Source organism: Rhodoferax sp. (assembly GCF_030653815.1).
Taxonomy (GTDB): Bacteria; Pseudomonadota; Gammaproteobacteria; order Burkholderiales; family Burkholderiaceae_C; genus Rhodoferax.
The window spans coordinates 120,399-136,568 of sequence record NZ_JAURYQ010000036.1 but is presented as its reverse complement, the minus strand read 5'-3'; the positions used below and the strand labels follow the sequence as shown (position 1 = coordinate 136,568).

At 60.0% G+C, this 16,170-nt stretch carries 19 protein-coding genes and 1 tRNA gene; 10 read left to right on the top strand and 10 right to left on the bottom strand.

The window, feature by feature from the left end:
* Window positions 1-129: 129 nt before the first annotated feature.
* The 4 genes from prfA (at window position 130) to grxD (ending at window position 2,731) form a co-directional block, all read left to right on the top strand.
* A complete protein-coding gene (gene prfA, locus Q7U49_RS12290; RefSeq protein WP_304764552.1) occupies window positions 130-1,224 on the top strand; it encodes a peptide chain release factor 1 in 1,095 nt (364 codons plus the stop codon).
* 21 nt (window positions 1,225-1,245) lie between these two features.
* On the top strand, window positions 1,246-2,082 hold the full coding sequence (prmC, locus tag Q7U49_RS12285; protein ID WP_304764551.1) for a peptide chain release factor N(5)-glutamine methyltransferase: 837 nt from the start codon (window positions 1,246-1,248) through the stop codon (window positions 2,080-2,082).
* A gap of 13 nt (window positions 2,083-2,095) precedes the next feature.
* The gene (locus Q7U49_RS12280; protein ID WP_304764550.1) at window positions 2,096-2,308 is read left to right on the top strand and encodes a SlyX family protein; all 213 of its coding nucleotides are present in this window, start codon (window positions 2,096-2,098) and stop codon (window positions 2,306-2,308) included.
* A 96-nt stretch (window positions 2,309-2,404) separates the two neighbouring features.
* The gene (gene grxD, locus Q7U49_RS12275) at window positions 2,405-2,731 is read left to right on the top strand and encodes a Grx4 family monothiol glutaredoxin (protein WP_304764549.1); all 327 of its coding nucleotides are present in this window, start codon (window positions 2,405-2,407) and stop codon (window positions 2,729-2,731) included.
* 8 nt (window positions 2,732-2,739) lie between these two features.
* Here grxD and Q7U49_RS12270 read toward each other — a convergent pair whose 3' ends face one another.
* The gene (locus Q7U49_RS12270) at window positions 2,740-3,399 is read right to left on the bottom strand and encodes a lytic transglycosylase domain-containing protein (RefSeq protein ID WP_370654001.1); all 660 of its coding nucleotides are present in this window, start codon (window positions 3,397-3,399) and stop codon (window positions 2,740-2,742) included.
* Between the two features lie 25 nt (window positions 3,400-3,424).
* On the bottom strand, window positions 3,425-5,167 hold the full coding sequence (locus tag Q7U49_RS12265) for a proline--tRNA ligase (RefSeq protein WP_304764547.1): 1,743 nt from the start codon (window positions 5,165-5,167) through the stop codon (window positions 3,425-3,427).
* A 90-nt stretch (window positions 5,168-5,257) separates the two neighbouring features.
* Between Q7U49_RS12265 and Q7U49_RS12260 the strand changes: the two genes are divergently transcribed.
* On the top strand, window positions 5,258-5,875 hold the full coding sequence (locus Q7U49_RS12260) for an RNA pyrophosphohydrolase (protein ID WP_304764750.1): 618 nt from the start codon (window positions 5,258-5,260) through the stop codon (window positions 5,873-5,875).
* Window positions 5,838-6,383: a CNP1-like family protein gene (locus Q7U49_RS12255; protein WP_304764546.1), complete on the top strand. Its 546-nt coding sequence runs from the start codon at window positions 5,838-5,840 to the stop codon at window positions 6,381-6,383. The genes Q7U49_RS12260 and Q7U49_RS12255 overlap by 38 nt, the downstream gene beginning before the upstream one ends.
* A 29-nt stretch (window positions 6,384-6,412) precedes the next feature.
* Here the strand turns inward: Q7U49_RS12255 and proB are convergent, their stop codons facing one another.
* The 4 genes from proB to rplU all read right to left on the bottom strand — a co-directional run bounded on the left by proB (window position 6,413) and on the right by rplU (window position 9,319).
* Window positions 6,413-7,549, bottom strand: coding sequence for a glutamate 5-kinase (gene proB / locus Q7U49_RS12250; protein WP_304764545.1), 1,137 nt, complete (start codon window positions 7,547-7,549; stop codon window positions 6,413-6,415).
* 36 nt (window positions 7,550-7,585) lie between these two features.
* On the bottom strand, window positions 7,586-8,668 hold the full coding sequence (cgtA, locus tag Q7U49_RS12245) for an Obg family GTPase CgtA (protein WP_304764544.1): 1,083 nt from the start codon (window positions 8,666-8,668) through the stop codon (window positions 7,586-7,588).
* Between the two features lie 66 nt (window positions 8,669-8,734).
* A complete protein-coding gene (gene rpmA / locus Q7U49_RS12240; RefSeq protein WP_296159460.1) occupies window positions 8,735-8,995 on the bottom strand; it encodes a 50S ribosomal protein L27 in 261 nt (86 codons plus the stop codon).
* 12 nt (window positions 8,996-9,007) lie between these two features.
* Window positions 9,008-9,319 carry a 50S ribosomal protein L21 gene (rplU, locus tag Q7U49_RS12235; RefSeq protein ID WP_304764543.1) on the bottom strand — a complete coding sequence of 104 codons (312 nt, stop codon included), beginning with the start codon at window positions 9,317-9,319 and terminating at the stop codon, window positions 9,008-9,010.
* 192 nt (window positions 9,320-9,511) lie between these two features.
* On the opposite strand from rplU, the gene Q7U49_RS12230 reads away from it, so the two are divergent.
* A complete protein-coding gene (locus Q7U49_RS12230; protein WP_304764542.1) occupies window positions 9,512-10,462 on the top strand; it encodes a polyprenyl synthetase family protein in 951 nt (316 codons plus the stop codon).
* Between the two features lie 16 nt (window positions 10,463-10,478).
* Window positions 10,479-10,555, top strand: a tRNA-Pro gene (locus Q7U49_RS12225).
* 294 nt (window positions 10,556-10,849) lie between these two features.
* On the opposite strand, the gene Q7U49_RS12220 is transcribed toward Q7U49_RS12225, so the two are convergent.
* On the bottom strand, window positions 10,850-11,596 hold the full coding sequence (locus Q7U49_RS12220) for an SDR family oxidoreductase (protein WP_304764541.1): 747 nt from the start codon (window positions 11,594-11,596) through the stop codon (window positions 10,850-10,852).
* 88 nt (window positions 11,597-11,684) lie between these two features.
* Between Q7U49_RS12220 and dacB the strand changes: the two genes are divergently transcribed.
* Both dacB and Q7U49_RS12210 read left to right on the top strand, forming a co-directional pair.
* The gene (dacB, locus tag Q7U49_RS12215) at window positions 11,685-13,127 is read left to right on the top strand and encodes a D-alanyl-D-alanine carboxypeptidase/D-alanyl-D-alanine-endopeptidase (protein WP_304764540.1); all 1,443 of its coding nucleotides are present in this window, start codon (window positions 11,685-11,687) and stop codon (window positions 13,125-13,127) included.
* Window positions 13,128-13,161: 34 nt separating this feature from the next.
* Window positions 13,162-13,416: a SemiSWEET transporter gene (locus Q7U49_RS12210; RefSeq protein ID WP_304764539.1), complete on the top strand. Its 255-nt coding sequence runs from the start codon at window positions 13,162-13,164 to the stop codon at window positions 13,414-13,416.
* Between the two features lie 7 nt (window positions 13,417-13,423).
* On the opposite strand, the gene Q7U49_RS12205 is transcribed toward Q7U49_RS12210, so the two are convergent.
* From Q7U49_RS12205 to purE, 3 genes are read right to left on the bottom strand one after another with little or no spacing between them, the layout of a single operon-like run.
* Window positions 13,424-14,431, bottom strand: coding sequence for an L-threonylcarbamoyladenylate synthase (locus Q7U49_RS12205; RefSeq protein ID WP_304764538.1), 1,008 nt, complete (start codon window positions 14,429-14,431; stop codon window positions 13,424-13,426).
* A 12-nt stretch (window positions 14,432-14,443) separates the two neighbouring features.
* On the bottom strand, window positions 14,444-15,649 hold the full coding sequence (locus Q7U49_RS12200) for a 5-(carboxyamino)imidazole ribonucleotide synthase (RefSeq protein ID WP_304764537.1): 1,206 nt from the start codon (window positions 15,647-15,649) through the stop codon (window positions 14,444-14,446).
* Window positions 15,646-16,140, bottom strand: coding sequence for a 5-(carboxyamino)imidazole ribonucleotide mutase (gene purE / locus Q7U49_RS12195; RefSeq protein WP_304764536.1), 495 nt, complete (start codon window positions 16,138-16,140; stop codon window positions 15,646-15,648). Before purE ends, Q7U49_RS12200 begins: the two co-directional genes overlap by 4 nt.
* Between the last annotated feature and the right edge of the window lie 30 nt (window positions 16,141-16,170).

Here is a 16,170-nt window from a genome sequence, read left to right as displayed (position 1 = left end):
TTCGTCATTGCGGTCAGCGCAGCGACGTGACCGGTCCCAAGCCCCTGGACTGCCACGCTGCGCTCCCAATGACACGATACCAGACGTGTCTGACCTCCCCTTCTTCCTGCCCTCATCCTCGCAACGTCCATGAAAACCTTTCTTCGCCAACAACTTGTCCGTTATGCCGACCGCCTGGGCGAGCTGGAGTTTTTGCTGTCCCGACCCGACATCATGAGCGACATGGCGCAATTTCTGTTGCTGTCACGCGAACACACCGAGGTGGCCGCCGTGGCAACCCGCTGGCAACGCTACCAACAGCGCGAGGCCGACTTGGCCGCGGCCGAGGAGTTGCTGGCCGGCAGTGCTGACGACGCAGACATGGCGGCGATGGCCCAAGAAGAAATGGAGGACGCCAGGGCCGAGCTGCATCAGCTTGAGACCGAGTTGCAACGCATGCTGCTGCCCAAAGACCCCGATGACGCACGCAATGCCTTTGTGGAAATTCGCGCCGGCACCGGCGGCGACGAATCTGCCCTGTTTGCCGCTGATCTGGCGCGCATGTACCTGCGTTATTGCGAGCGTCGCGGCTGGAAGTCTGAAATCATCAGTGAGTCCGCCAGCGAGCTGGGCGGCTACAAGGAAGTCGTCATCAAGGTTGACGGCGACCATGTCTATGGTGCTCTCAAGTTCGAGTCAGGCGGTCACCGGGTCCAGCGCGTGCCAGTCACGGAAACCCAGGGCCGCATCCACACCAGCGCCTGCACCGTGGCCGTGCTGGCCGAGCCCGACGAGGCAGAGGCCATCAAGATCAACCCCTCGGATTTGCGCATTGACACCTACCGCGCCAGCGGCGCCGGTGGCCAGCACATCAACAAAACTGACTCTGCGGTTCGTATCACCCACCTGCCGACTGGCATCGTGGCCGAATGCCAGGATGGCCGTAGCCAGCACAGCAACAAGGCGCAAGCCCTCAAGGTGCTGACAGCCCGCATTCAGGAAAAAGACCGCAGCGAACGCGCTGCCAAAGACGCTGCCGAGCGCAAGAGTCTGGTGGGTAGCGGCGACCGCAGCGATCGCATCCGCACCTACAACTTTCCTCAAGGCCGACTCACCGACCACCGCATCAATCTGACGCTCTACAAACTGCTCACGATCATGGAGGGCGACCTGGACGATGTGGTCAACGCGTTGCAAGCCCATGAAGCCGCAGCGCAGTTGGCGGCACTCGAACGCAATGCCTGAACCGCAACCAAGACCATCAAAATGAACCAGACCCTAGGGCAAACATTGGCCAACCTGCAATCCAGAGGCGTGGATCGACTGGATGCCCAAATGCTGCTGTTGCACCTGCTGGACAGGCCTGGCCACCAGCGCGGCTGGCTGCTGGCGCACGACGATGCGCTGCTATCGCCCACCCTGGCCACAAACCTGGAAGCCCTGCTGCAGCGTCGCCTGGCCGGCGAGCCGCTGGCCTACCTGACCGGCCACAAGGAATTTTTTGGACTCGACCTGCAGGTGGATACCCGTGTGCTGGTGCCCCGGCCCGATACCGAAACCTTGGTCACCTGGGCACTGGAACTGCTGGCAGGCCAACAGCGTGCCCTGGACATGGGCACCGGGAGCGGCGCCATCGCCCTGGCGCTCAAGGCCAGCCAGCCATCGCTCAATGTCCAGGCCAGCGACCTCAGCGCCGCCGCCCTGGCCGTGGCCCAAACCAATGCCCAGCGGCTCCAACTGGACGTCAGCTTCCATCAGGGTGCCTGGTTTGACGCCTTGCCCCCGTCTGAAGCCCGGTTTGACTGCATCGTCTCCAACCCACCCTACATCGCAGAACGCGACCCACACTTGGCAGCGCTCCAATTTGAACCAGCGCCAGCCCTCAGCAGCGGTCCGGATGGCCTGGATGACCTGCGCCAGATCATCAGCCAAGCGCCAAGCCACCTGACGCCCGGTGGCTGGCTGTTGCTGGAACACGGCTACGACCAAGCAGAGTCCGTACGCGGTTTGCTGAGCGCCGCAGGTTTGATGCAAGTACAGTCCCGCCGAGACCTGGCGGGCATCGAACGCTGCAGCGGCGGCCAATTCAACCCCTCAACATAAAAACATCCTGACCATGATCCATTCCCTTGAAGCGCGACTCACCGACCTGGAAGTCAAAGCCAGCTTCGCCGAAGACCTGCTGGACAAGCTCGACCAGATCATCATCCGTCAGCAGGACCAGATTGACCGCCTGACGCGTGAAGTGCAGTGGTTAAGCCAGCAGGCACCGCCGGAGGCTGCCACAGCGACACGCAACCTGCGCGAGGATTTGCCGCCGCACTACTAGAGCGCCCGGAGCACCCCTAAGCCCGACAGGGTTTCGCCCCCAGCCGGGCCTAAAAGTGAAATAATCAGACTTGTTTTTTTAATAGGAATTTTCAGCATGAGCGACGCACAGCAACGCATTGACGACCTGGTCAAACACAACGACATTTTGCTTTTCATGAAAGGCACGGCGAGCTTTCCGCAGTGTGGTTTCTCGGGCCGTGCCATCCAGATCCTGAAAGCCTGTGGCGTTGATCCCAAAGCCATCAAGACCGTCAACGTGCTCGAAGATGACGGTATTCGCGCTGGCATCAAGGACTACAGCAACTGGCCCACCATTCCGCAGTTCTACCTCAAAGGCGAGTTCATTGGCGGCTCGGACATCATGATGGAAATGTACGAGAACGGTGAATTGCAGACCTTGCTGGGAACGCCCGCCAACTGATGCACCCCTCAAGCGGTTTGAGGCTCCCACAGTCTCCGGGCGCCAAAGACCGCGTTGGGGTACTGCGGCTTGCCCCGCGAGCCGTTGTAGCGCCCCAGCGCCATGTAGACGTCGCCGCGTTCACGGTCGAGGTAATGGCGCAGGATCACGCAGCCAAAGCGCAAATTGGTCTGCAGGTGAAACAGCTTGCTGGCATCGCCGTCGCCCAGCACCCGGGTCCAGAATGGCATGACCTGCATGTAGCCGCGTGCACCGACGCTGCTCACGGCAAATTTTCTGAAGTTGCTTTCCACCTGAATCAGACCCAGCACCATGGAGACGTCCAGACCCGCGCGCCTGGCCTCGTACCACACCGTTTGCAAAAATTCCTTGCGCGTATTCCAGTCAGACTTTTTCCTCACCAGGCGTTCGCTCATGGCCCCCAACCAACGCAGGTAGCGCAGACGCGATTCGGTGTCAGGGAACTCCGGCACGGGTGGCGCGTGGTTGGCAATAGTCGAGCTCAAGGCCGTTCGGACAGAGTCAATGAGCGGCTCTTCGATTTGTGCCCCGGCCCAGGCAGGCGCTTGAAACAAAAGCGCGCCTGAGCCCGTCAGCACAGGTGAAAGCGCTAACGACTTACCCAGAAGTGCGCGTCGGTTGATACTCATAGCCAGCTCATGCGACAAACACAATTCGGCAATCGTTGACCGCTCACGCCTTGAGTTTGGCCAGCAACTGGCCCACGATGTCGGCCACCGGCACGGCACTGGCGGCGGCGTCGCGGCGGTGCTGGTATTCGACATGGCCTTCCTTCAAGGCCCGGTCGCCAATATTGACGCGGTGCGGCACACCAATCAACTCCCAGTCGGCAAACATGGCGCCCGGGCGCTCACCGCGGTCATCCAGCATGACATCGACACCGGCTGCCAGCAATTGGGCATACAGCTTGTCTGCGGTGGCCTTGACTTCTGGCGAACGCTCGGCGTTGATCGGACACAGCACCACCGTGAACGGCGCCAGCGCGTCGGGCCAGATGATGCCGCGTTCATCGTGATTCTGCTCAATGGCGGCCGCAGGCAGGCGCGTGATGCCAATGCCATAGCAGCCCATTTCCATGAATTGGGGCTTGCCATTCTGGTCCAGAAAGGTCGCGTTCATGGCCTGGCTGTATTTGGTGCCCAGATAAAACACATGGCCTACCTCAATGCCGCGTTCGATCGCCAACACACCCAGGCCATCTGGCGAGGCATCTCCCGCTACCACGTTGCGCAAATCAGCCACCAGTGCCGGCTCGGGCAAATCGCGGCCCCAGTTGACGCCTGTGATGTGGAAGTCTGCCTCGTTGGCACCACAAACCCAGTCACTCATCACCGCCACGTCACGGTCCACCACGATTTGAACGGGCTTCTTCAGACCGATCGGCCCCAGATAACCGGGTAAACAACCAAAATGTTCCTCGATTTCGGGCAGTGTGGCAAAACGGAAGGCTTGCAACCCAGGCAATTTGCTGACCTTGACCTCGTTCATGTCGTGGTCGCCGCGCAGCAACAGCAACCAGACCTGCGTTTTCACCACTTCACCCTGTTCGTTGAGCATGTCGGTGGCCAGCACCAGGGATTTGACGGTATTTTTCAGAGGCAAGCCCAGCAGTTCAGCCACCGCAGCGCAAGTGCTTTTACCCGGCGTGGCAGTTTTGCTCATGGTTTGGATGGCCGCCGGGTGCGTGCCTGCGGGCGCCAGCGCCTCGGCTTTTTCCATGTTGGCGGCGTAATCACTGCCGGGGCAGTAAACGATGGCATCTTCGCCAGTGGCGGCGATCACCTGGAATTCCTCACTCAAATCCCCGCCAATGGCGCCGCTGTCGGCAGCCACGGCACGGTAGGTAAGCCCAAAGCGGTCAAAGATGCGCCGGTAGGCTGCAGCCATGACCTGATAGCTGGCTTTGGCCGTGGTCTGATCGCGGTCAAAGCTGTAGGCATCTTTCATGATGAATTCACGTCCCCGCATCAGCCCAAAGCGGGGGCGCCGCTCGTCGCGAAACTTGGTCTGAATCTGGTAGAAATTCTTAGGCAACTGTTTGTAGCTGCGGATTTCCTGGCGCGCAATGTCGGTCACCACTTCTTCGCTGGTGGGTTGAATCACGAAGTCGTGCCCGTGACGGTCCTTGATGCGCAAAAGCTCAGGTCCCATTTTTTCAAAACGGCCGGTCTCGGCCCACAACTCGGCAGGTTGCACTACCGGCATGGTCAGTTCGACCGCACCGGCACGGTTCATTTCTTCACGAACAATCGCCTCCACTTTACGCACCACGCGCAGGCCCATTGGCATCAGCGTGTAGATGCCGGCACCGATTTTTTTGATCATGCCGGCGCGCATCATGAGCTTGTGACTGGCAATTTCGGCATCCGCCGGGGCTTCTTTGAGGGTGGAAATGAAAAATTGAGAGGCTCTCATGGGATATCCAGCAATATGTCAGGGTTATGTCGCTTGCTGCACAGCCCGGGCTGTGCATAATCAAGACAATTTAAAAATTGGGGTTTGATTATGCTTGACCGGGACGGCTTTAGGCCCAACGTCGGCATCGTCCTGCTCAACCAGAAAAATCAGGTGTTTTGGGGCAAGCGTATCCGTACGCACTCCTGGCAGTTTCCGCAGGGTGGCATTGACCGGGGTGAAACTCCGGAGCAGGCCATGATCCGGGAGTTGCATGAAGAAATTGGGCTGCAGCGCGAACATGTTCGCATCGTGGCCCGCACCCGTGACTGGTTGCGCTATGAGGTGCCAGACCGTTTTATTCGCCGCGATTCACGCGGTTTTTACAAGGGCCAGAAACAAATCTGGTACTTGTTGCAACTCGTTGGTCACGACTGGGATTTGAACCTGCGTGCCACCAGCCACCCCGAATTCGATGCCTGGCGCTGGAACGACTATTGGGTGCCACTGGACGCGGTAGTCGAGTTCAAACGCGAAGTCTATGTGACGGCACTCACCGAACTGTCGCGCTACCTGCCGCGCAATGAGCACCGCAACCGCTTTCTGCGCCAAGGCATTCGTCCGCTCGACCTGGAACAGTCCTGCGCAGACATGCCCGATACCAGCTTTGAAACACCACCAGGAGCCACCCTTGAACCTGACCCGCCGCCTGGACCGCAACATGCCTGAATCAAAATTTCTGCGTTCTTTTCCCCTCGCGCTGAAAAACTGCTTGTTGCTGGGCCTGACATGCTGTGCGCTGGGTGCGCAAGCGCAAGGTCTGGTCGACAATCCCGACTGGCAAGAAACCGAAGTACCTGCGCCGCCCAAATTCGACCCCAAACAATTGGTGAACATTGACATGCCTGCGTATGTAAGCATGAAATTCGGCGTCGATCCCGCCACAGTGGTAGTCACACCGGACGGCATCGTGCGCTATGTGATAGTGGCCGTCAGCCCCAGCGGTTCCGTCAACGCGTTTTTTGAGGGCATTCGCTGCGCAAAGGGTGAAGTGAAAGCCTATGCCCGGGCCAGCGCCACGGGTGTCTGGACGCTGGTGAAGGAACCCGAGTGGCGCGGGCTCAACGACAAGCAGCCCTCCAAACATGCACTGGCACTGGCACGGCAAGGGGTCTGTGAAGGCAATACCGCCGCTGGCTCAGCCACAGAGATCATCAGAAGGCTCAAAAGCAGATAGATGGCAAGCTGGCGCCCGCCCCCAAGGCGTCAGCGTTTGAGCACCAGGTTGTCGCGATGCACCATTTCTGGTTCCGCCACATAACCCAGCAAGGCTTCAAAGGCGCTGGAGGGCTTGCGACAAATCAGGCGCGCTTCGGTACTGGCGTAGTTGGCCAGTCCACGGGCCATCTCCAGCCCTTGTGGATCGCGGATGGCAATCACATCGCCACGCGAAAAATCGCCCTCTACACCGATCATGCCGATGGGCAACAAGCTTGATCCGTCACCCAGCAATTTGGCCACAGCGCCGGCATCGACCGTGACCGAGCCACGCAATTGCAGATGATCGGCGATCCACTGTTTGCGCGCTTGCATTTTTTGCGTCGGCGCCACCAGCAGCGTGCCAATGGCCTCGCCCTGACACAGCCGCAGCAAGGCATCAGGTTCGCGCCCCCAGGCGATCACGGTCGACGCGCCTGAACCGGCGGCCCGCTTGGCGGCCAGTATCTTGGTGATCATGCCACCGCGTCCCAGACTGGAACCCGCGCCGCCAGCCATGGCTTCCAGCGCGGGATCACCGGCCTGTGCCACATGCACAAATTGGGCAAGGGTGTCCTTGCGCGGATCGGCCGTGAACAAGCCTTTTTGATCGGTCAGAATAACGAGCGCGTCAGCTTCGACCAGGTTGGCAACCAAAGCACCCAGCGTGTCGTTGTCACCAAACTTGATCTCGTCGTTGACGACCGTGTCGTTTTCATTGATGACCGGCACCACGCCGAGTTTGAGCAGGGTCAGCAGCGTGGAGCGCGCATTGAGGTAGCGCTCGCGGTCCGCCAGGTCGGCGTGCGTCAGCAGCACCTGGGCGCTGCCCAAGCCGTTCTCACGCAGCTTGGTTTCGTACATGTGTGCCAGGCCCATTTGCCCCACTGCGGCGGCAGCCTGCAGTTCATGAATTTCATGCGGGCGCTTGGACCAGCCCAAGCGCTTCATGCCTTCGGCGATGGCGCCACTGGAAACCATGATGACTTCACGCCCCTGGTGCACCAGCACCGCCATTTGCCGGCACCACTCGCCAATCGCTGCTTCATCCAGACCCCGACCATCGTTGGTCACCAGGCTGGAGCCCACCTTGACCACCACACGGCGAGCCTCACGCAATGCTGAATTCTCTTGTTCTTGAGCCATTGAACCCTCTTGGGCTAGTAGTTTGCGTCAGGCGCTTCAGATTGTTGCATCGGGCCCAAGCGGCTCGGCAAAACGCGGGTCTATCACTTCAGGCTCCAGTTCAATTTTCTGCTGGGCACTGATGTGTTTGTACACCGCCTTGATCAGCGACTCGCAGCCCTCACGCGTGAGTGCCGAGATTTCAAACACCGGCCCCTTGAACTTGAAGCGCTTGACAAAGTCCTTGACCAGGGCCTCGCGCTCTTCCAAAGGCACCATGTCGAGCTTGTTGAGCACCAGCCAGCGCGGTTTCTTAAACAGCGCGGTATCGTATTTTTTGAGCTCATTGACGATGGCCTTGGCCTGCGCGACGGTGTCAATGCCATCGTCAAAAGGCGCCATGTCGACCACGTGCAGCAGCAGCCGGGTACGCTGCAAATGGCGCAAAAACAAGTGCCCCAGGCCGGCACCTTCAGAAGCTCCTTCTATCAAACCGGGCAGATCGGCCACCACAAAGCTTTGCTCAGGCCCGACACGTACCACACCCAAATTGGGATGCAAAGTGGTGAACGGATAGTCGGCAATGCGCGGTCGGGCGTTCGAAATGGCCGTGATCAGGGTGGACTTCCCGGCATTGGGCATGCCCAACAGACCCACGTCGGCCAGCACCTTGAGCTCCAGCTTGAGGTTGCGCTTTTCACCAGGCCAGCCTGGCGTTTTTTGTCGCGGTGCACGGTTGATGGCGCTCTTGTAACGCATGTTGCCAAAGCCTCCGTCACCCCCCTTGGCAATGGTGATCACCTCACCCGGTTTAAGCAACTCAAACAGCACCTCGCCGGTTTCGGCATCAGAGATGATCGTACCCACCGGCATTTTGAGCGTGATGTCGTCTCCAGCGGCACCGAACATATCGGAGCCCATGCCATGCTGACCGCGCTGGGCATCGTGCCGGCGCGAAAAGCGGTAATCGACCAGGGTGTTGAGGTTGGGGTCGGCGACGGCAAACACATGGCCGCCACGGCCACCGTCTCCGCCGTTGGGGCCGCCGAACTCTTTGTATTTTTCATGCCGAAACGAGACGCAGCCAGCGCCACCATCTCCAGCGGAGACATCAATGTAGGCTTCGTCAACGAATTTCATGATAGTGTTTTATAAATAAAAAACCCCGCGCCGTGCGCAGGGTCTTGGATGAACGTACGCCAGCCCTTAAGCTGCTGCAGTCACGCTCACGGTGTGCCGGTTCAAAGCGCCCTTGATGGCGAACGACACATGACCTTCTGTCAATGCAAACAGCGTGTGGTCTTTGCCAATGCCAACATTGGCACCGGGGTGGAATTGTGTGCCGCGCTGGCGCACGATGATCGCGCCAGGGGCGACCAACTGGCCACCAAACATCTTCACACCGAGCATTTTGGGCTTGGAATCGCGCCCATTTCGCGTCGAGCCGCCGCCTTTTTTATGTGCCATGACTCTTGCTCCTTATGCAGAAATCGCACCAATCAGGAGTTCAGTGAACTGCTGACGATGACCTTGACGTTTTTGGTAGTGTTTACGACGGCGCATTTTGAAAATGCTCACTTTGTCGTGTTTGCCATGTGCCAAAACTGTGACACTGACCGCTGCACCGGACACCAAGGGTGTACCAACCTTCAACTCTGCGCCGCTGCCGACTGCCAGAACCTGGTCGATCACAATCTCTTGGCCTACATCCGCAGCAATCTGTTCTACTTTAATTTTTTCGCCGGTTGCAACTTTGTATTGTTTGCCACCAGTTTTTATGACCGCGTACATAATAACCTCTTAATAATGCTCTCCGAACGAATTTTCGCAGAGCCCGGAATTATCGCACAAGTCCATCAGACTGTCCAATCACACTGATGTGAGGCAAAGTTTAAGCCAATCAAGGCTTGTGGACTTTCTATAATCTGCCCAACTAATCGGGTCACTGTCTTGCAAGCCACTCCATCTCAAAAACCCAGCTTCATGGCGATCATTGCGCAGGACATGCGAGAGGTCGACGTGGTCATTACGCATCGCCTGGAATCCGGCGTACCCCTGGTGGGGCAAGTGTCACGCTACATCATTTCTGCCGGCGGCAAGCGGCTGCGCCCAGCGTTGCTTCTTTTGATGTGCGGCACCCTTGGCTACACCGGCGCGCAGCGCTTTAATCTGGCGGCCGTGGTGGAATTCATCCACACATCGACGCTGCTCCATGATGACGTGGTGGACGACTCTTCCATGCGGCGCGGCAATCCGACCGCCAACGAAACCTTTGGCAATCCTGCCAGCGTTCTGGTGGGTGACTTCCTGTATTCACGCTGCTTCCAGATGATGGTGGATGCGCAAAACATGCGCATCATGGAAGTGCTCGCGGAAGCCACCAACGTGATCGCGGAAGGCGAAGTCATGCAATTGATGAACATGCACAACGCTGCTCTCGATGAGGCGGGCTACCTGCATGTGATCCGCTCCAAAACAGCCAAGCTGTTTGAAGCCAGCGCCCGTGTCGGGGCCATTTTGGCCAACGCCAGCCCTGACATCGAAGCCGCCTGCGCCGACTACGGGCAAGCCCTTGGCACCGCATTTCAAATCATCGACGACGTGCTGGACTACACCGGCGATGTCGCTGTGATGGGCAAGAACCTGGGTGACGATTTGCGCGAAGGCAAAACCACCCTGCCCCTGATTGCAGCCATGCAACGCGGCACCGCCAGCGAACGCGAACTCATCCAAAGCGCCATTGAAACTGGCAAACTTGAACTGATTGACCAGGTCGTGGCCATCGTGCAGGCTACCGGCGCCCTCGATGTGGCGCGTCAAGCGGCCGCAGACGAAGCACGCCGCGCCATCGCCGCAGCCGAGCTGTTACCAGACAATGCGCACAGGCAGTGTTTGATACAATTGGCGGCTCAATTGTTGGAGCGTCAGTCCTGACGATTCAGGCAAAAATCGGAATGTAGCGCAGCCTGGTAGCGCACTTCGTTCGGGACGAAGGGGTCGGAGGTTCGAATCCTCTCATTCCGACCATATAAATCAATGGGTTAGCAGTTTTTGACTGCTAACCCATTTTGCTTTGTGGCTCCGATAATTGAATTCAGTGGAATCAACGTCTTTGACCCAGTCGCTCCAGTCATGTTGTCCCCACAACACAGGACTAAGCTTGTTGACAACTTGTTGAACAAGTCCGCCAGGCCGCGCCAGTATTGGCTTGCCGGTGACTGCTTAAAAATTGGGCGCCGATATTGTGCAAAAGGCACCACGCCAGCAGCATGCCGCCGGCAGGCATCAAAACACTGAAAATATTGGATTGTGCTTGCCCGTTCAGCGTCCGCCCGATACTTCGATGAAAGATCCGGTGGTGTAGGAGGCCTCGTCCGAAAGCAACCACAGTGCCGCCCTTGCCACCTCCAGCGGGTCGCCGCCCCGGGCCATGGGCACCGTTGCTTGCAGTCTGCTGACGCGGCCCGGTTCGCCGCCGCTGGCATGTATGTCTGTGTGAATGAGACCAGGACGCACGCCGTTAACACGAATTTTTTCATTGGCCACTTCCTTCGACAAGCCGATCGTCAAGGCATCGAGTGCTGCCTTTGAAGCCGCATAGTCGACATACTCGCCCGGGGAACCAAGCACTGCGGCGCGTGAGGACATGTTGACGATGCTGCCGCCCGGGCCACCGTGCCGGGTCGACATGCGCCGCACGGCCTCGCGTGCGCACAAAAAACTGCCGGTGACATTGGTGGCTAAAAGACGATTGATGCGCACCGCGTCCATTTGCTCCACACGCATCTGTGGGAACAACATGCCGGCGTTGTTGATGAGCGCGGTCAAGCGCCCAAATCGCTTGTCCATCTGCGCGAACAAGCGCTCAACTGCTGACTCATCAGAAACGTCAGCCTGGATCGCCAACGCCGTGCCGCCACGGCCTTCAATGGCAGCAATGACTTCGGTGGCCGCAGCTTCATTCGTCCTGTAACTGATGCAAACGGCGTAGCCCTGTTCTGCTGCCAGCAGCGCACAGGCGGCGCCAATGCCGCGCCCGCCGCCCGTGACGAGGATGATTTTTTCCATGGGGATAAATACTCCAATTCGAACAACAACAGGCTCAAGAATAGTGCATCAACCGCGCCAAGGCCACCCACCACTTCATAATAGAAAAATGCAAACCCTCAAACTCAGCACACGCCAGTTCGTACAAACTCTGCTTTGTGCGGTGGCCAGCCTTTTCAGCGCCAGCACCTTGGCACAGGCCTTGCCAGAACCCGTGATGATGGCGTTGAACCGTGCCCAGATGCCGACCGATGCCGTCGCCCTGCTGGTGCTGGAAGCCGACGGCCGCTCCGCGCCGCGCCTGAGCCACCGCGCGGACCAGCCCATGAATCCGGCCTCGGTCATGAAATTGGTCACCACCACAGCTGCGCTCGAACTGTTGGGGCCCGCCTACACCTGGCGCACACCGGTTTGGGTCGATGGTCCGGTGGTCAACGGCGTACTGCAAGGCAACGTGATCATTCAGGGCCAGGGGGACCCCAAGCTGGTGCTTGAAAAAGTCTGGCTGCTGCTGCGCCGCTTGCAGGGGCTGGGTATTCACAGCATTGCTGGCGACATCGTTCTGGACAGCGGCCTGTTTGCGCTGCCTGACACCAATGCGGCCGAATTTGATGGCGAACCGCTGCGCCCCTACAACGCAGCGCCCGATGCCTTGTTGGTCAATTTCAAGTCCGTCGTCATGACGTTTGCGCCCGATCCGCTCACCGGCCGTGCCAGCGTGCAATACGACCCGCCCTTGTGGGGCGTAAAGTTTCAAACGAGCGTGCCGCTGAGCCCCGGCAAGCCTGGGCAGAATGGGGCTTGCAATGATTACCGTGCCAGCCTCAAGGCGGACTTTTCCGACTCGGAAAAAATCCGTTTCAATGGCAGTTACGCCGCAGGCTGTGGCGAAAAAGTGTGGTCCATTGCCTATGCCGACCCCAACAGTTACAACACCCGTGCCATCGAAGGCCTGTGGCGCAGCATGGGGGGTCAACTGACCGGTACCGTCCGCAATGGCAGCGCACCGCAGGGTCCGGCGACGTTCGAGCTCACCTCCCCGACCCTGGCCGAAGTGATCCGCGACATCAACAAGTTCAGCAACAACGTGATGGCGCAGCAGCTGTTCTTGACGCTTGGTCTGCCAGCCCCCGCCACTCCCGCGTCGGCGCGTGGAGCGGTGCGCCAATGGTGGCAGCGTCGCATCAGCGCCACCGATGTGCCGTCCATCGACAACGGCTCTGGCCTGTCCCGCCACAACCGCATCAGCGCGCAGCAGCTCGGGCAATTGCTGCAACTGGCCTATGCCTCGCCCACCATGCCTGAATTGATGTCATCGCTTTCCCTGGTGGGCGTGGATGGCACCCTCAAACGCAGCCTGGCCAACAGCGCCAGCGCCCACCTGAAAACCGGCAGCCTCAAAGATGTGACCGCACTGGCGGGCTATGTCCACGCTGCCAGTGGCAAGCGTTACGTGATCGTGGCCATCGTCAATCACCCCAACGCCGCAGCGGTTCGCCCGGCGCTGGATGCCCTGATTGACTGGGCGGTGAGGGACAATCAGACCCAGTGATGCCGATGCGCATCTTTCCTACTGACCTGAAACCATGAACCTCACTGACCTGATCGGCACCTTGGCTGCCATTTTGACGACCATCAGCTTTTTACCGCAGGCGCTGCACACTTTCCGCACCAAAGATGTCCGGGGTATCTCGCTGGGCATGTACAGCGCGTTCACACTGGGCGTGGCCATGTGGCTAATTTATGGCCTGATGCTGGGTGCCTGGCCGGTGGTGATTGCCAACGTGGTCACGCTGGCGCTGGCGAGCACCATTCTGGTGATGAAGCTGCGCTACCGGTAAGCGCCAATTAACTGGCGGCCGCCCGCTGCAAACGGTCCCGCACACCGTCCCATTCAGACGCCGTCGGTGGGGCTTCGACCCAGATTTGCGCGACACCGTGCAAGTCAAATGCACGCAAGATCGCAAACAGTTGGCGGGCGGCAGTGACCGGGTCAGAGGGCATGCGCTGATACAACACGCCGGCGACAAGCGAACCCATCGGGCTGCGATGCCACACCGCCACACAGCCCTGATTCAACTCGTCGCGCAAAGCCGCCTGCAGCGCCCCAGCCTCCATCAGTCGCACCTGCGCCCGCGGTGCGTAATGCGATTCCAATGTGCCCGAGGCCTTGGGGGCGGGTGCATCCAGCGTTTGCAGCGCTTCTTTGGCCAGCACCTTCAAACCACACACCGCCTGCACCTGTTCCGGCGAGATGGCCCCCGGACGCAACAGCACCGGCTGGCCACGGCTGCAGTCGATGATGGTGGACTCAATGCCCACATCGCAAGCACCCCCGTCCAGAATCAGCAGGTCGTCGCCAAATTCACCCTGCACATGGGCCGCTGTGGTGGGGCTGACACGGCCAAACTGGTTGGCACTGGGCGCAGCCAAACCCCAAACGCACAAAGGCATGGCGGTGTCTCTGAGCGCATTCAGCACAGCTTGCGCGACCGGGTGCGACGGGCAGCGCAGGCCAATGGTGGGGTTGCCACCGGCGGTGGCGTTGGCAATCCCTGACCGCCGCGGCAGGATCAGCGTCAGCGGGCCGGGCCAAAAGGCCTGCATGAGCTGGCGGGCAAACTCGGGCACGTCCGACGCGTAATGCGCCACCGCGCCGACATCAGCCACATGGACAATCAAAGGGTGGTCTGCCGGACGGCCTTTGGCTTTGAAAATTTGCGCCACGGCAGCGTCGTCGTCGGCATTGGCGGCCAGGCCGTACACCGTTTCGGTCGGCAGCCCCAACAAGCCGCCCAACCGAAGGCAATGGGCTGCGGCGGCGATGGATTCAGGGGCATCACCCGGCAGAATCATGGGATCAAGCCATTAAAACGGTGCGATGCCCAACACGCTGGCGGCCGCCAGCGCCGTGCTGCGGGCCTGCTCCGGAGTGGCAGCCGTGACGGTCAAATGCCCCATCTTGCGTCCCTTGCTGGCTTTGAGCTTGCCGTACAAGTGCAAGTGCACACCTGGCAGGGCCAGCACCTGATCCCAGCACGGCGTGGCACCGTCCACCCACAAATCACCGAGCAAATTCAACATCACGGCGGCGCTGTGCTGACGCGGCTGCGTCAACGGCAGACCCGCCAGGGTGCGCACCTGCAGCTCAAATTGCGACACATCGCAGGCGTCCAGGGTGTAGTGGCCGCTGTTGTGCGGGCGCGGCGCCATCTCGTTGACGACCAGGCCGCCTAGGCTTGCGCACTCAGACGAGCCTTCTTGCAATACAAAAAATTCCACGCACAGCACGCCGACGTAGTTCAATTCTTCGGCAATCGTGCGCGCCGCAGCCACCGCCTGATCAGCCAGCACGGGTGACATGTTGCCCTCAAACGCCTCGGTCACCGCCAGGATGCCTTCGCGGTGCAAATTGCGTTGCGGGGCAAAGTGCACCATGGCGCCGTCCCAGCCGCGCGCCACAATCACCGAACACTCGGCGGCCAAAGGCAACATCTGCTCCAGCACGCAGGGCACATTTTTCAGCGTATCCCAGGCGCTGACCAGCTCGGCGCGATTGCGACAGCGCACTTGGCCCTTGCCGTCGTAGCCCAGGCGGGCGGTTTTCAAAATACCCGGCAACAACGCATCAGGCACCGCCGCCAGTTGCGCCGCCGTTTCAATCACGGCGTAGGGCGCCACCGGCACCCCGCTGCGCGCCAGATGGGCTTTTTCCTTGATGCGGTCTTGTGCGATGGCCACCGCATCGGCACTCGGCGCGGTGGGGCGCGCCGCCCCCAAAGTGACCAGCGCGGGCGCCGGTACGTTCTCAAACTCGGTGGTCACGGCCGCGCAGCGCTGCAGCAGTTGGGTCAGGCCCTGCTCATCCAGGTAGTCGGTCTGGATGTGGTAGTGGCTCACCAGCCCGGCCGGGCTGATGACGTCGGGGTCGAGCACCACGGTGAAGTAGCCCATGCTCTGGGCTGCCTGCACAAACATGCGACCCAGCTGGCCGCCACCCATCACGCCCAGTGTGGTGGGCTGGCCACTGCCATTCAAACCGATGGCACCGGGCAGCAAAATGGGGCCGCTCATAACTTGGGGGGCAGCGTCATGCCGCGCGCCATCTGGGTTTGTTCAGCCCGAAAGTCTTCCAGCTTGACCCGCAGCACGATGTCGGAATTGGCCAACATGGCCACCGCAAACAGCGCAGCATTGGCCGCCCCGGCCGCACCGATGGCAAAGGTGGCCACCGGAATACCCTTGGGCATTTGCACAATGCTGTGCAGCGAATCGACGCCGCTCAGGTGTTTGCTGGCCACCGGTACACCCAGCACGGGTACCGTGGTTTTGGCTGCCAGCATGCCCGGCAAGTGCGCTGCGCCGCCAGCGCCGGCGATGATGGCCTTGAGGCCCCGGCCCACCGCGGTATCGGCATAGGCAAACATATCGTCGGGCATTCGGTGCGCCGAGACCACGCGGGCCTCGTAAGGGATGCCAAACTGTTGGAGAATGTGGACTGCGTGTTGCATGGTGTCCCAGTCCGAGCTGGAGCCCATGAGCACACCGATTTGTATTGAGTTCATGCCCGAATTTTACGTTTGACCCAAGCCACC

Bases quoted from the DNA above. Each gene is read 5' to 3' on its own strand.
- Q7U49_RS12205 (WP_304764538.1), bottom strand. From the start codon at position 14,431: ATGATTCTGCCGGGTGATGCCCCTGAATCCATCGCCGCCGCAGCCCAT.
- Q7U49_RS12280 (WP_304764550.1), top strand. From the start codon at position 2,096: ATGATCCATTCCCTTGAAGCGCGACTCACCGACCTGGAAGTCAAAGCC.
- Q7U49_RS12220 (WP_304764541.1), bottom strand. From the start codon at position 11,596: ATGGAAAAAATCATCCTCGTCACGGGCGGCGGGCGCGGCATTGGCGCC.
- Q7U49_RS12265 (WP_304764547.1), bottom strand. From the start codon at position 5,167: ATGAGAGCCTCTCAATTTTTCATTTCCACCCTCAAAGAAGCCCCGGCG.
- Q7U49_RS12200 (WP_304764537.1), bottom strand. From the start codon at position 15,649: ATGAGCGGCCCCATTTTGCTGCCCGGTGCCATCGGTTTGAATGGCAGT.
- rplU (WP_304764543.1), bottom strand. From the start codon at position 9,319: ATGTACGCGGTCATAAAAACTGGTGGCAAACAATACAAAGTTGCAACC.
- proB (WP_304764545.1), bottom strand. From the start codon at position 7,549: ATGGCTCAAGAACAAGAGAATTCAGCATTGCGTGAGGCTCGCCGTGTG.
- prfA (WP_304764552.1), top strand. From the start codon at position 130: ATGAAAACCTTTCTTCGCCAACAACTTGTCCGTTATGCCGACCGCCTG.
- dacB (WP_304764540.1), top strand. From the start codon at position 11,685: ATGCAAACCCTCAAACTCAGCACACGCCAGTTCGTACAAACTCTGCTT.
- cgtA (WP_304764544.1), bottom strand. From the start codon at position 8,668: ATGAAATTCGTTGACGAAGCCTACATTGATGTCTCCGCTGGAGATGGT.
- Q7U49_RS12210 (WP_304764539.1), top strand. From the start codon at position 13,162: ATGAACCTCACTGACCTGATCGGCACCTTGGCTGCCATTTTGACGACC.
- Q7U49_RS12230 (WP_304764542.1), top strand. From the start codon at position 9,512: ATGGCGATCATTGCGCAGGACATGCGAGAGGTCGACGTGGTCATTACG.
- purE (WP_304764536.1), bottom strand. From the start codon at position 16,140: ATGAACTCAATACAAATCGGTGTGCTCATGGGCTCCAGCTCGGACTGG.
- grxD (WP_304764549.1), top strand. From the start codon at position 2,405: ATGAGCGACGCACAGCAACGCATTGACGACCTGGTCAAACACAACGAC.
- Q7U49_RS12260 (WP_304764750.1), top strand. From the start codon at position 5,258: ATGCTTGACCGGGACGGCTTTAGGCCCAACGTCGGCATCGTCCTGCTC.
- prmC (WP_304764551.1), top strand. From the start codon at position 1,246: ATGAACCAGACCCTAGGGCAAACATTGGCCAACCTGCAATCCAGAGGC.
- rpmA (WP_296159460.1), bottom strand. From the start codon at position 8,995: ATGGCACATAAAAAAGGCGGCGGCTCGACGCGAAATGGGCGCGATTCC.